The sequence below is a fragment of the Flavobacterium sp. N2550 genome (assembly GCF_025947265.1).
Lineage (GTDB): Bacteria > Bacteroidota > Bacteroidia > Flavobacteriales > Flavobacteriaceae > Flavobacterium > Flavobacterium endophyticum.
This window is the reverse complement of record NZ_CP110007.1, coordinates 3,352,083-3,364,913: the sequence shown is the minus strand read 5'-3', so window position 1 is coordinate 3,364,913 and position 12,831 is coordinate 3,352,083. Positions and strand designations below refer to the sequence as shown.

Genomic DNA, 12,831 nt, shown 5'->3' with positions numbered 1-12,831 from the left:
AGGAACGAACTTGAATAAATGGACGAAGAAGAGAATTTAGAGCCAATAGAAGGTCAGCCAGAAGGAACAGGACAGCATTTTTACGACAACCAAGAAGAGGACAGCCAGGATACCATTACTAAGGTAACCGGAATGTACAAGGACTGGTTTTTGGATTATGCTTCCTACGTAATCCTTGAACGTGCCGTTCCTGCTATCGAAGATGGTTTCAAGCCTGTACAGCGCAGGATCATGCACTCCATGAAAGAGTTGGATGATGGACGTTACAATAAAGTAGCGAACATTGTCGGGCATACCATGCAGTACCATCCTCACGGTGACGCCAGTATCGGCGATGCCATGGTACAGATCGGACAGAAGGACTTGATTATCGACATGCAGGGTAACTGGGGTAACATCCTTACTGGAGATAGTGCCGCAGCTTCTCGTTATATCGAAGCACGAATCAGCAAGTTCGGGCATGACGTTTTGTATTCGCCAAAGATTACATCGTGGCAGGCTTCTTATGACGGAAGACGAAACGAGCCGATCAATCTTCCCGTAAAATTTCCGCTATTATTAGCACAAGGTGCCGAAGGTATTGCCGTCGGACTTTCCACAAAAGTACTGCCGCACAACTTTAATGAGCTGATTGATAGTTCCATAAAAATATTAAAAGGAAAACCTTTTACACTATACCCTGATTTCCCGACTGCGGGTATTGCGGATGTTTCTAATTATAACGATGGTATGCGTGGCGGACGTGTCCGCGTTCGTGCTAAAATCGGGCAATTGGACAAGCAGACGTTGGTGATTACCCAGATTCCGTTCAGCACGAATACGTCGACGTTGATTGAAAGTATCCTGAAAGCGAACGAAAAAGGGAAAATCAAGATCAAAAAAATTGAGGACAATACCGCTGCTGAGGTAGAAATCCTGATCCATCTTTTCCCAGGAGTTTCTCCTGATAAGACGATTGATGCGCTGTTTGCTTTTACAGCCTGCGAAACGTCTGTAGCGCCGCTAGGCTGTGTCATCGAGAACCATAAGCCTTTGTTTATCGGCGTTTCTGATATGCTAAAGATATCGACGCATAGGACGGTTGATTTGCTGAAACGTGAGTTGGAAATCCAGCTTGACGAGTTAGAAGAACAATGGCATTTTCTTTCTTTGGAACGTATTTTCATCGAAAAGAGAATCTACCGCCTGATTGAGGAAGAAGAAACGTGGGAAGGCGTTATCAAAGCCATCGATGAAGGACTAAAACCGTATGTACAGCATTTGAAACGTGCCGTAACAGAAGAAGATATTGTCCGTTTGACAGAAATCCGAATCAAGAGAATCTCTAAGTTTGATATTGACAAAGCACAAGAAAAGATCGAAGCTCTGGAAGGCGACATCGAGCAAGTAAAATATGATTTAGAGCATATTATTGATTTTGCCATTGCCTTTTTCACGAAGCTAAAAGAGAAATACGGAAAAGGAAGAGAACGCCAGACCGAACTCCGAATTTTTGATGATATCGAAGCGACAAAAGTAGTGTTGAGAAATACGAAACTCTATGTAAATAGGGAAGAAGGCTTTATCGGAACCGGCTTGAAAAAAGACGAATACGTTACCGATTGTTCCGATATTGATGATGTTATTGTTTTTCTTCGAAACGGAACCATGATGGTTTCTAAAGTCGATGATAAAAAGTTCGTTGGGAAGGATATCATCCATGTCGCCATTTTCGATAAAAATGACAAGCGTACGATTTATAACATGATCTACCGCGATGGTAAATCCGGACCTTCTTATATCAAACGCTTCAACGTTTCTGGAATTACCCGTGATAAAGCGTATGACCTGACCCAAGAAAAAGCAGGCTCGCAAGTACTGTATTTCTCCCATAATCCGAATGGCGAGGCAGAAGTCATTACGATTTTATTGCGCCAGGTAGGAAGCATCAAAAAACTGAAATTCGATATTGATTTTGCAACGCTGGCCATCAAAGGCAGGGCTTCTAAAGGAAATCTGGTCACCAAATACCCAATTAAAAAAATCGAATTGAAGGAGAAAGGAATTTCGACCTTAAAGCCAAGAAGAATCTGGTTTGACGATACCGTACAGAAACTAAATGTAGACGGAAGAGGCGAATTGCTAGGCGAATTCCGACCAAATGACAGGCTGCTGATTATCAATCAGTCTGGAAAATTAAAAACGATCATTCCAGAACTGACGACGCATTTTGATGAAGATATGGTTGTTTTGGAAAAATGGATTCCTAAAAAACCGATTTCTGCGATTTATTATGATGGCGAAAAAGAACGCTATTATGTGAAGCGTTTCTTGATTGAAAACGAAAACAAAGAAGAAGTCTTTATTACAGAACATCCGAAATCACAATTAGAAATTGTTGCAACAGATTATCGCCCTGTAGCGGAGGTAGTATTCGCCAAGGTAAAAGGTGTTCAGAAAGAAAATCAGACGGTTGATTTAGAAAGCTTTATTGCCGTGAAAGGAATAAAAGCAATCGGAAATCAATTGACAGCCGATAAATTAAAACAAGTCAATCTGCTGGAACCGTTGCCGTATGAAATTCCGGAAGAAGAAGTCCCAGAAGAAATTGAAGTGTCTGGCGATACCGAAATTTCAGGAGACATACAGTTGGATGACGACGGACAGATTACGTTAAGCTTAGACTAAAATAAAAAACGGAATGCAATCGAATTGCATTCCGTTTTTCTTTATTCATACCTTTTGTCGGTGAGTGTTTTCATAAAGGCAACCAAGGCCTTTTTCTCTGCTGCCGTCAAGTTTAGTTTGTCCGTCGGAAGCGTCTGGTTTTCTACGGAAAGGCCTAATCCAGTTCCGCCTCCCAAATCATAGAATTCTACAATTTCCTCTAACGTTTTATAAGCGCCGTTGTGCATATAAGGCCCCGTTACCGCAACATTGCGGAGCGTCGGTGTCTTAAAGGCTCCTTTGAGCTGTGGCAATTGGTTGAAAAGATATCTTCCAGTATCATCGCTTAGGTGTTTTCCGGAAGCGTCTTCTGGTGTGCCGATAACTTCGTGTTCTGTTTTTGCAAAATTCGGAGGCACCGTTCCGTTAAACAAAGGCGTAAAGTGGCAGGTAGCGCATTTTGCTTTTCCCATAAAAACATTCATGCCTTGAAGTTCTTCGGTGTTCATCTTGGCTGTATCGCCTCTCATGTACAAATCAAACCTAGAATCAAACGAATTGAGCGAACGGACATAGCTGGCAATGGCATTCTGAATCTGCCATGCTTCTGACTTTTCGGATTTCGGATAGGCTTTCTTGAATAGCTTTTGGTATTCTGTAGCTGCCGAAACTTTGGAATGAATGTCCGCCAGCGACCCGTGCATTTCGTCTTCATTTTCAATAACATCAACGCTCTGCTTTTCTAAGTCGAGCTGTCTCATGTCCCAAAACTGGGCATTTTGCAGGGAAGCGTAGGTGAGTGTAGGCGTATTTCGGTTTAGGTTCTTGCCTTTTAAGGAAATGTTGGTTTTCAATCCATCCGTAAATGCTTTTTCGGGATTATGGCAGGTAGCACAACTTCTGTCGTTGTTTTTGGATAGCGTTTTGTCATAGAACAGTTTCTCGCCCAAAGTCACTTTTTCTTTAGAATATTTGTATTCGTTGGAAGCCACAAATCCATCCGCGTCGAAAGCATTTTCATCGAATAAAGTCGTAGCCGTCGCTTTTAGCGGACGGTTTCTTTCAACGTACGGTATCTTTTCTTCTTTCTGGAAAGCACTTAGTTTTCTGGAAATCGGATTTAGGTATTCCGTGATAAATTCAGCCCTGTCAAACGTATTAAAATCAGGGTTTGAATCGCAGTAGGCCTTTGCTTTGGCAACGATTTGCTGTAGTTCAGCCAAAGTCTTGCTTTTTGGATTGATAAGCAAAAGCAGTTCCGGTACTAATGCCAGACTTTGTTTGGCTTCGGGAATAGAAGAGTTAAGTATCGGACTATCAAAACCTGTAATTCCTAACGTCAAGATCCTAAAGACATTTTGCTGCACAGCATCTACTACATAATCGTCGCTGATGGTAATGGCTTCAAAAGTAGCTTCTACTTGTTTGGCATTCGAGAGGAGTATGTCTAGCTCGCGGATGACCTCTTTTTTGTTTTCGGGACTGTATTCAGGATAGATGAGTTCTTCGATAACCTGAAAACCGTTAGGCACGAAAAATTTGTTTTCTTCCAATTCCATCTCGTCCAACGCTGGCCCGTTCATGAATCGTGCTGTTTCTGGTACAAAATATTCCACAGCCCATTCAATCCTTTTGTATTGCAGTCTGGATTTTTTAAACTGCTCTACGATTTCTTTTTGGGAAGCTTCCTTAAACACGATTTCTTGAAAAAGGATAATCTCATTTTTCAGTTTTGTAAGATCGACCAAAAGTTCCTGCTTTATGTTTTTCTCAGGCACGGCTTCTTTACAGCTAGAAAGGAGCAAGGAAAGCACTAGCGAGAGAAGGGCAAAGTATTTCAATTTCATGTAATTTGAATAAAAGCAACAACCCTTATGAAGGATAAGGGTTGTCGGTTATGGATATCTAAATTGAAAATTAGCGCTGTACGTTTCTGATGATTACCGTCTGGCCACCTTCTTTGTTTGTGCTTCTGCCGCTTCCGTCAGCATTTAGGAAAGCATCTTTCTGCCAAGTGTGCGGATGTACGTTGACCATGAAGGTATCCGGAACGCCGATGACATCAGAAATATCAATCATGGCTCCAAATTCCCAGCTTCCGAAACGCATTTCACCTGTCTGGTTGTACAAAGAGTTCCAAGCAGCATCCGTTCTTTTATGGTTCATGTTCAGCCAAGGCTTGTTTTGCTTAGTAGCAATGTTGTATTGCCAGATATACGAATCGTGTTGTGCCGCAGCATAGTAGCTGTCGCCATCTTCTTGGATGTACACGAAGTTTTCGGTAACGCAAAGGTTGTCAGGATTGATTAATCCTGTTCCAGGAGTACTATCGCCTTCGGCTACTACTTCAAGAGTTCCAGCCAATGGGTTGTTGGCATCCATTTTTAATCGGTACACACGTCCCCACATTGTATAGCCATCTACAGGAGCGTTTGATGTCGCCTGACCTGTTGCTGTAAAATAGACCTCGCGGCTGTTGCTGCCTCCGCCTTTTCTGTAATCTACGTCTTCCACTCTTGAAAAACGGATAGCACCTGCATTGTTTACCGTCGTGTTGATTACAGCGCCTGTAAGGTTTTTGGCATTCGGAATTTCAACAAACGAAACATTATACGTATTGTTTAATGTCATAGCTGTTTCTACTTGGTTTCCGTCCGTTCTTTTTAGGGCATATAATTTTCCGTTCGACAAATCGCCTACGGTATTGCTCATGTACATGATTAGCTGTCCGGCACTCGCGTGAGACGTAGCATACGATTGGTCTTCTCCTATCAAGATAACAGTCTTGCCTTGGTACGCTTCTTTTGGAAGCGGCACGGCATTTTCCATACTTGCTTTTCCTAAAGCAGGAAGTACTCGGTCGGTTCTGCTTCTGTCGTTCGTCAGTCCCATTGGGTCGATACCGTGAACCATGCTTTCTTCGCCGCTTTCTCCAGCCGTCAAGAATATCGGTCCAAATCCGTGGATTTCTGGAACAGCCAACGTTGCAGAGCACAAACGCGTCATACCTCCAACACCGTCAACAATATATTCTCCTTTCACAGGCTTGAACGTTTTGTCTAGGTATACTCTAGAAACCGCCTGTAAGATTTCGTGGTTGGAAATCAAGATGTAGCCTTCTCCAGAAGGATTTTTCATCAATCCGGCACCATCCGGTTGCGCGCCATACACAAAAGTTGGCGATTGCGAAAGCTGGTCGGCACTCGTGATCAAGGTGCTGATCTGCATGTCTTCAAATCCGGCCATCGGAAAAACGAAAGGCGGTATTGAGGAATGCGATGTAAAATCAATGTCCTTGTTTACGGGAGTTCCGTTAGAATTGTCATCGTTCTGGCAGCTTGCCATCACAAGGCTCAATGTCGCCAATAAAGCGAAGTTTTTTGTTTTTAGTTGTCTCATTTTGTTGGTTTTTTGTTTGGCACAAAGCTATTTATGAGACGTTAACATTAAATTAAGGAATGATTTTTAAAAGTATATTTAAACGTAAAGGAATTGTTTTTCAAACCAACGGAATGTTATTTTATGTGTATGAGAAAGGGTATAAGTACCTAATTCATCTCCAAGCTTATCAAAAACACCCGAGAGCCGAATAAAAACACCCGCCAACGCATGAAAATACCCCATCCGATACGTTCTATCATCCGTGTTTGACGTCGCGACACCCGCGCTTGGCGTTCCGAACCTCAAAATCCAATCTCAGGACGCCAAAATTGGGGTCGCGAACGCCAGTTTTAGGGTTACTAACGTGTCGCCCGGAGTTAAGAACCCCGTACGCGGGACTTACAACGCCAATGGCGGATGATTGAACGTCAAGCGTGGGGTTTGGAGCGTCATTTTTAGATAGCTAGGATAGTAAGACAGATGTTCTTCAAAAAAAAACGCTCCCAATCTGGAAGCGTTTTATATAGTATGTACTGTAAGCTTATTTAGAAGCTCTCTTGCGCATTTTCATATTGATGAATTCTACCGCAAGCGAGAAGGCAATGGCAAAGTACAGATAACCTTTTGGAACGGCACCTACGTGCTGTCCGGCCAATTGTGCGCCAGATAGGTGCATGCTTTCTGTAATCAGCATAAAACCGATAAGGATCAAGAAAGCCAATCCTAAAATCTGGATCGATGGGTTGGCATTGACAAAATTTCCAACAGGAACTGCAAAAAGCATCATGACTCCGACAGAGATAACTACAGCCGTAATCATAATATATAAGGCACCTTCTAGGCCGTTGGTCATTCCGACAGCTGTTAGGATGGAATCAACCGAGAAAATCAAGTCAATCAGCAAGATTTGAAGGATAACGTTGGAGAATGATTTTTTAGCAGCGCTGCCCAAGCTTTTTTCTTCTTCGCCTTTATGGTCTACTTTTTCATGTATTTCTTTAGTACTCTTATAAATCAAGAACAATCCTCCGAGTAATAAGATTAGGGCTTGTCCGGTAATATCGGCACTAAACCATCCAAAATCAAAAGAAAACAACGGCGCTTTCATGGCGATAAGAAGCGTGATTCCGAAAAGCAATCCGATTCTCATAAACATGGCCAAGAACAAACCTATTCTTGTGGCTTTTTTGCGGTCTTCAACAGGCAATTTTCCGGTTACAATCGAAATAAAGATGATGTTGTCGATACCCAAGATGATTTCCAGAAAGGTAAGGGTTAGCAAAGCGATCCAAGCGTCCGGATTTAAAAATACTTCCATTTTGATGTTTATTTATTGATTTTGGTTACTGTTCCTTTTTGTTTGTTTACGTCTCCTAATTTTGAAAACTCAAATGTATAAGAATTTTCGGTTGTACTCAAAATTTTCATGTGGATTGCTTGCTTTTCGGCCATATTCTGCGGATTTATTTTTTCCAAGACATATTCGCAATCGTTAATCCATCGAACAGAGGAACTGTCGGTCTTTCCTTCAAATGTATCAATTTCCAACGTATCGTTTCTTACAAAATGAGATGTTTTTTTTACACCATTGACTTCGTATGCAAATTCAAATTCTCCGGTTTTAAAGTCTTTACAGTTGCGTTCTACCGTATAACATGAGGACAACAGTCCTAGTGAAAGGAATACGAAAGGGAATATTTTTTTCATTTATTTAGAGTTTAAGCCTTTTAATTCGTCGTCGGTAAAATTTTTAATGGACTTTTCTTTTGAAAATTTGGCAGCGTTATAATCTCCCGATTTGTTTTTTGGTATAGAAAGGCTGTCCCATTCGGTCTTTTTTAATAGCTTGGCATAAAAGACAATCTGTCCGATATGATACGGATAATGTGCCAGCTGCCTGTTGATTGCTTCCACGACGGTATGGCCTTCATTTCGGATATAGATGATATCGGTAAGCTGTTCCGGCTGTAATGGGTTTAGCGCATTAAAAAGACAGTCCCACGCCTCATTCCATTTTTCTAGCAGTTCTTCTTTAGATTGGTAGGTATCTACAAATTCATCATCTCGCTTGCGCCAGTCTTTTTCTCCATCTGAAGTAAGAAAATCGGTCCAGCGCGAAAGCATGTTGCCATGCAGGTGCTTTACGATTGTGGCAATGCTGTTGGTATCTTCGTTTAGCGCTACAAAAAGCTGTTCGTCTTCTAATTGATGTATTGCTTTTTCGCCTAGTGTCTTGTAGTACAAAAACTGCTTTTTCGCACTTTCTAAAAAATGAGAATTTGCTTCCATATCAAACGAGTTTTAAGTTGTATTTTTCTAATAAGCCGCCCGCATCTTTCAGCGAAAACTTTGCTTTTTTTATTGAATTTAATTCGGGATCGATCGAAAAGTTATAGGCTTTTGACAGATCAGCTTCCATCAGGATGGTTTTGTCAAACAAGGCACCGTTTAGATTTACGTCATCAAAAATAGCTTTGGTGAGGTTGGTACCGGAGAAATTGACTTCCTGCATGGACGAAGTTGAAAATTTAGTCTTCTGCATTTTCTTGTTCGCAAAAGAGCAAAAATCTAACATGCAGTCTTTAAGCTTTACTTCGAATAGGAAATCATCGCAATATTCAAAGGCAATGCCCATCATTTTGCATTTTTCAAAGTCGACGTTTTTTAGGCTTGTCGCATTCAATTTTATCATCGAAAGGTTACAGCCTTTAAAAGTACAGTCTAAAAATTGGCTTTGTGAAAAGTTGCTGCTGTAGAAGTCGCAGTCTATAAAAGTACAGTTTTCAAATTCCCGATGGGTAACCGATTCTTCGGTATGGATTACTTTGGTAAACGTCTTGCCTATGTGAATCGTTTCTTTCATCGCTTCTTGAATAGGCTGTTCATGATTTTTCGGATTCCTAAAAACAACATCATCATGGCTCCCAAACAGGCTAAAATACCAAAGCCCAAAACAACTACATACCACGGATGGCTCTGGTTTTTAAAGGCACTGTGGATGATGACAGGACCTAGAAAAAGCAAGGGCATTGCGATGGACAGGTATAAGATTCCCTTTTGGAGTATTTTTTTATCAGTATTCATAGGTTACTTTTTATAATTCTCTATAGAATTTCTGACGTTCTTGTATTTTTCGAGTAATGATTTTGCTTCATCTTCTGATATGGAAAGTTCTTCCATAATCATTCCTACAGCTCGCCCTACTAGTTTGTGATTGCTCAATTGCATATCGACCATCTTGTTGCCTTTGACTTTTCCGAGCTGGATCATCGTTGCCGTCGAGATCATGTTTAGGACTAATTTCTGGGCGGTTCCGGCTTTCATTCGGGAGCTTCCGGTTACGAATTCGGGTCCGACCACCACGTCAATCGGAAAGTTAGATGTCTGTGACAGCGGACTTCCGGCATTGCAGGAAATGCTTCCTGTGGCGATGTTATTTTCATTGCATTTCTGCAGGCCTCCGATAACATAAGGCGTAGTTCCCGAAGCAGCGATTCCGATAACAATATCTTTTTCAGTAATATTCCACTCTTGCAGGTCTTTCCAAGCTTGTTCTTTATCGTCTTCTGCAAATTCTACTGCTTTTCGGATGGCAGTGTCGCCTCCGGCAATAATTCCGATGACCCAATCAAATGGAACGCCAAATGTCGGCGGACATTCAGAAGCATCGACGATTCCTAAGCGTCCAGAAGTTCCGGCTCCGATGTAGAATAATCGGCCGCCGTTTTTCATCTTTTCGACTACTTTTTCAACCAATTTTTCAATCTGCGGCAGTGCCTTTTCAACGGCAAGCGGAACGGTCTTGTCTTCGTTATTGATGTTTTGAAGCAGCTCTGCAATAGGCATTTTTTCTAAGTGCTCGTATTTTGAAGATTGCTCTGTGGTTTTTATGAAGCTCATTTTTAAGGTGCAAAGTGAATTAGTTTCAAAGTTACAAAGTTTTGCCTACTAAAGCAGGAGGCTAGGCTTTGAATTTAGCTTGATTTTATATAAAATAAGCCGCTACAATTCCAATCGCAATCATCGACAGCTTAGCAAGATTGAATTTATGCCCTTCGCTGCTTTCAAAAATAATCGTAGACGAAATATGGAATAATATTCCGATTACGACTGCAGTGATTTCGGTATAATAAGCGGTCAAGAAAGGAAGGTATTCTGAAAGCACGGTTCCTAAAGGCGTCATTATTGCAAAGGCAATCATAAATAGCAAAATAGCCGTCTTGTTGAGGTTTGCATTGACGAAAAAAGAGGTCAGGATTATGGCAATCGGCAAGTGGTGTATGGCTATTCCTAATGCCAGGTCATGGTGATGGCTTACAGGAAAACCTTCTAACAATGCATGAATGCAAAGGCTGATGAACAGCAGCCAAGGCATTTTGTGGATTTCTTCATGGCCGTGAACGTGTCCGTGTTCCGCTCCTTTTGAGAAGAACTCTAAGATAATCTGGAATAAGATTCCGAGCATGATAAAAATCCCTATAACATTAGAATGCTCATGACCGTGGTCGTGATGGGCATGATGCTCGGCTTCATATACTTCGGGTAGCAGGTGCATGACCGTAATGGAAAGCAGGAACGAACCGCTAAAAGCCATCAATAGTTTCAGGTTGGTCTTCTTCTTTGGTTTTAGGAATAATGCGATGGCATAGCCGATTAAAACGGAAAGCAGGGGCAGTATATAAGGCAAAATGTTATTCATAGTGACACTTAGAAATTTAGTAGTGGTGGTTCGATCTAAATTATTTGAAAACCATTATCAATCGTTCGCTTTCGTGCTTGTAGAATTTCTTCAATTTATAATCCCCGAAAGTATCTAGGAGGAAAATGCCTGCTTCTTCCATCATCTCTTCAAAATCCTCTAGTGTCAGGGCTTGGACTTTTTCTACGAAATGGAATTTCTCGCCTTTGTCTTCAAAATCGATTTCTTTGAAGATATGGCCGTCCTTTACATAGCGTTTAATCTTAAAATCGATGCCTTCTACGGTTTTGGTTTCTTCTGGAACCAGATTTTGGATAACGTGATGCACGTTCATAAAATCGATGACGGCAAAACCATATTCAGACAAGCTTTCTTTTATGGCTTTTAAAGTCGTAAGGTTATCTTCGTCGTTTTCGAAATAGCCAAAGCTGGTAAACAGATTGAAAATCGCGTCGAATTTCTCATCAAACGAAACCCTCATGTCGTGAACTGTGAAATGCAATTTAGCATTTGAAGATTTAGAGGCTTCTGCAATGCTGTTTTCAGATAAGTCAGCGCCCGTGACATCATATCCAAGCTGGTTGAGATAGACCGAATGGCGGCCTTTTCCGCAGGCAAGGTCTAATATTTTTGCGTCTTCAGGAAGATTGAGATAATTCGTGATATTGTCCATAAACACTTGGGCTTCTTCATAATCTCGGTCTTTGTAGAGTATGTGGTAATATGGAGTGTCGAACCAAGAGGCAAACCAAGTATTTTTTTCTTTTTGCATCGTATTTATTTAAGCCACAAATTTAGTGTATTTTTGCAGAATATAACTATAAGTAGTGCCCATTTTAGAGGGTAAAATCCATATGGAAAATTTTAAAATGATAGCCAAGACCTTTTTTGGCTTTGAAGAAATATTAGCAAAAGAATTGCAGATTTTAGGAGCGCAAGACGTAGAACAAGGCGTGAGGATGGTGAGTTTTGTGGGTGATAAAGGATTTATGTATAAAGCCAATCTTTCGCTGCGAACTGCCTTGAAAATCTTGAAGCCGATCTACTATTTCAGAGCTACAAACGAGCAAGGCTTGTACAAAGGAATTTCGGGAATCGATTGGTCGCAGTATATGAACTCTAACCAGACTTTTGTAATCGATACGACAGTACATTCAGACTACTTCAAGCATTCGCAATTCGTTTCTCAAAAAAGCAAGGATGCGATTGTGGACCAATTTAGAAATAAGACAGGAGCTAGGCCTAGTGTTGATAAGGATTACCCTGATTTGAGAATCAATATTCATATTGATAAAGACCAGATTTCGGTTGCTTTAGATACTTCTGGAAATTCGCTTCACCAAAGAGGCTACAGGACAGCGACCAATATAGCGCCTATCAATGAAGTATTAGCGGCAGGAATGCTATTGCTTTCTGGCTGGGACGGACAAGGACATTTTTTAGACCCAATGTGCGGTTCGGGAACCATCTTGGCAGAAGCCGCAATGATTGCCTGCAATATTCCGGCCAACCTAAACAGAAAAGAATTTGCTTTTGAGAAATGGAAGGATTGGGACAATGAGCTTTTCGACCAGATTATCGATTCGCTGATGAAAAAGATAAAGGAATTCCATTATACGATTCAAGGCTATGATAAAGCGCCATCGGCAGTTTCAAAAGCAAAAGACAACATAAGAAATGCCAATTTGGACGAATATGTTTCTATTGCAGAAAAGAATTTCTTCGATACCGAAAAAACGACACAAGGCCCGCTGCATATGGTTTTCAATCCGCCTTATGGTGAACGTTTAGATATCGAAATGGAGCGTTTTTATAAAAATATTGGCGATACCCTAAAACAGAATTATCCGGGTACAAATGCTTGGTTTATTACCGCAAATCTCGAAGCTTTGAAGTTTGTGGGGCTAAAACCGTCAAGAAAAATCAAGCTTTTTAACGGAAGTCTAGAGGCTAGATTGGTAAAATATGAAATGTATGAGGGTAGTAAAAGAGCCAAATTCGCGCCGCCTGCTTCATAGCTTTTATAGGAATGAGCCATTCCAGAGCAACTACTTTCAGAGAACTAATTTTATAATTAGCTTTGCATAGATTACATCAGAAATCTC

General features: G+C 41.1%; 12 protein-coding genes. 2 read left to right on the top strand and 10 right to left on the bottom strand.

Annotated features, from left to right (window positions below):
- The first annotated feature begins 18 nt into the window (after window positions 1-18).
- Window positions 19-2,667, top strand: coding sequence for a DNA gyrase/topoisomerase IV subunit A (locus OLM56_RS14860; RefSeq protein WP_182492238.1), 2,649 nt, complete (start codon window positions 19-21; stop codon window positions 2,665-2,667).
- A gap of 41 nt (window positions 2,668-2,708) precedes the next feature.
- Here OLM56_RS14860 and OLM56_RS14855 read toward each other — a convergent pair whose 3' ends face one another.
- The 10 genes from OLM56_RS14855 to OLM56_RS14810 form a co-directional block, all read right to left on the bottom strand.
- Window positions 2,709-4,493 (bottom strand): cytochrome-c peroxidase, encoded by a 1,785-nt coding sequence (locus OLM56_RS14855; protein ID WP_264527531.1) that lies wholly within the window; start codon window positions 4,491-4,493, stop codon window positions 2,709-2,711.
- A 70-nt stretch (window positions 4,494-4,563) separates the two neighbouring features.
- On the bottom strand, window positions 4,564-6,045 hold the full coding sequence (locus OLM56_RS14850; RefSeq protein WP_264527530.1) for a hypothetical protein: 1,482 nt from the start codon (window positions 6,043-6,045) through the stop codon (window positions 4,564-4,566).
- Window positions 6,046-6,568: 523 nt separating this feature from the next.
- Window positions 6,569-7,345, bottom strand: coding sequence for a TerC family protein (locus OLM56_RS14845; RefSeq protein ID WP_121374573.1), 777 nt, complete (start codon window positions 7,343-7,345; stop codon window positions 6,569-6,571).
- Window positions 7,346-7,353: 8 nt separating this feature from the next.
- Window positions 7,354-7,734: a DNA topoisomerase IV gene (locus OLM56_RS14840; RefSeq protein ID WP_264527529.1), complete on the bottom strand. Its 381-nt coding sequence runs from the start codon at window positions 7,732-7,734 to the stop codon at window positions 7,354-7,356.
- A complete protein-coding gene (locus tag OLM56_RS14835; protein WP_121374571.1) occupies window positions 7,735-8,316 on the bottom strand; it encodes a DUF1572 family protein in 582 nt (193 codons plus the stop codon). It abuts the gene before it with no gap.
- 1 nt (window position 8,317) lies between these two features.
- On the bottom strand, window positions 8,318-8,890 hold the full coding sequence (locus OLM56_RS14830; RefSeq protein ID WP_264527528.1) for a pentapeptide repeat-containing protein: 573 nt from the start codon (window positions 8,888-8,890) through the stop codon (window positions 8,318-8,320).
- The gene (locus OLM56_RS14825) at window positions 8,887-9,111 is read right to left on the bottom strand and encodes a DUF6095 family protein (protein WP_121374569.1); all 225 of its coding nucleotides are present in this window, start codon (window positions 9,109-9,111) and stop codon (window positions 8,887-8,889) included. Before OLM56_RS14825 ends, OLM56_RS14830 begins: the two co-directional genes overlap by 4 nt.
- A 3-nt stretch (window positions 9,112-9,114) precedes the next feature.
- Entirely contained in the window at window positions 9,115-9,927 is an 813-nt protein-coding gene (gene murQ / locus OLM56_RS14820) for an N-acetylmuramic acid 6-phosphate etherase (protein ID WP_121374568.1), read from the bottom strand.
- Between the two features lie 85 nt (window positions 9,928-10,012).
- Window positions 10,013-10,714, bottom strand: coding sequence for a ZIP family metal transporter (locus OLM56_RS14815; protein WP_121376186.1), 702 nt, complete (start codon window positions 10,712-10,714; stop codon window positions 10,013-10,015).
- Window positions 10,715-10,766: 52 nt separating this feature from the next.
- Window positions 10,767-11,498: a class I SAM-dependent DNA methyltransferase gene (locus tag OLM56_RS14810; protein WP_182492233.1), complete on the bottom strand. Its 732-nt coding sequence runs from the start codon at window positions 11,496-11,498 to the stop codon at window positions 10,767-10,769.
- Window positions 11,499-11,580: 82 nt separating this feature from the next.
- Here OLM56_RS14810 and OLM56_RS14805 point away from each other — a divergent pair, with 82 nt between their 5' ends.
- Window positions 11,581-12,744 carry a THUMP domain-containing class I SAM-dependent RNA methyltransferase gene (locus OLM56_RS14805; RefSeq protein WP_264527527.1) on the top strand — a complete coding sequence of 388 codons (1,164 nt, stop codon included), beginning with the start codon at window positions 11,581-11,583 and terminating at the stop codon, window positions 12,742-12,744.
- Window positions 12,745-12,831 lie beyond the last annotated feature (87 nt).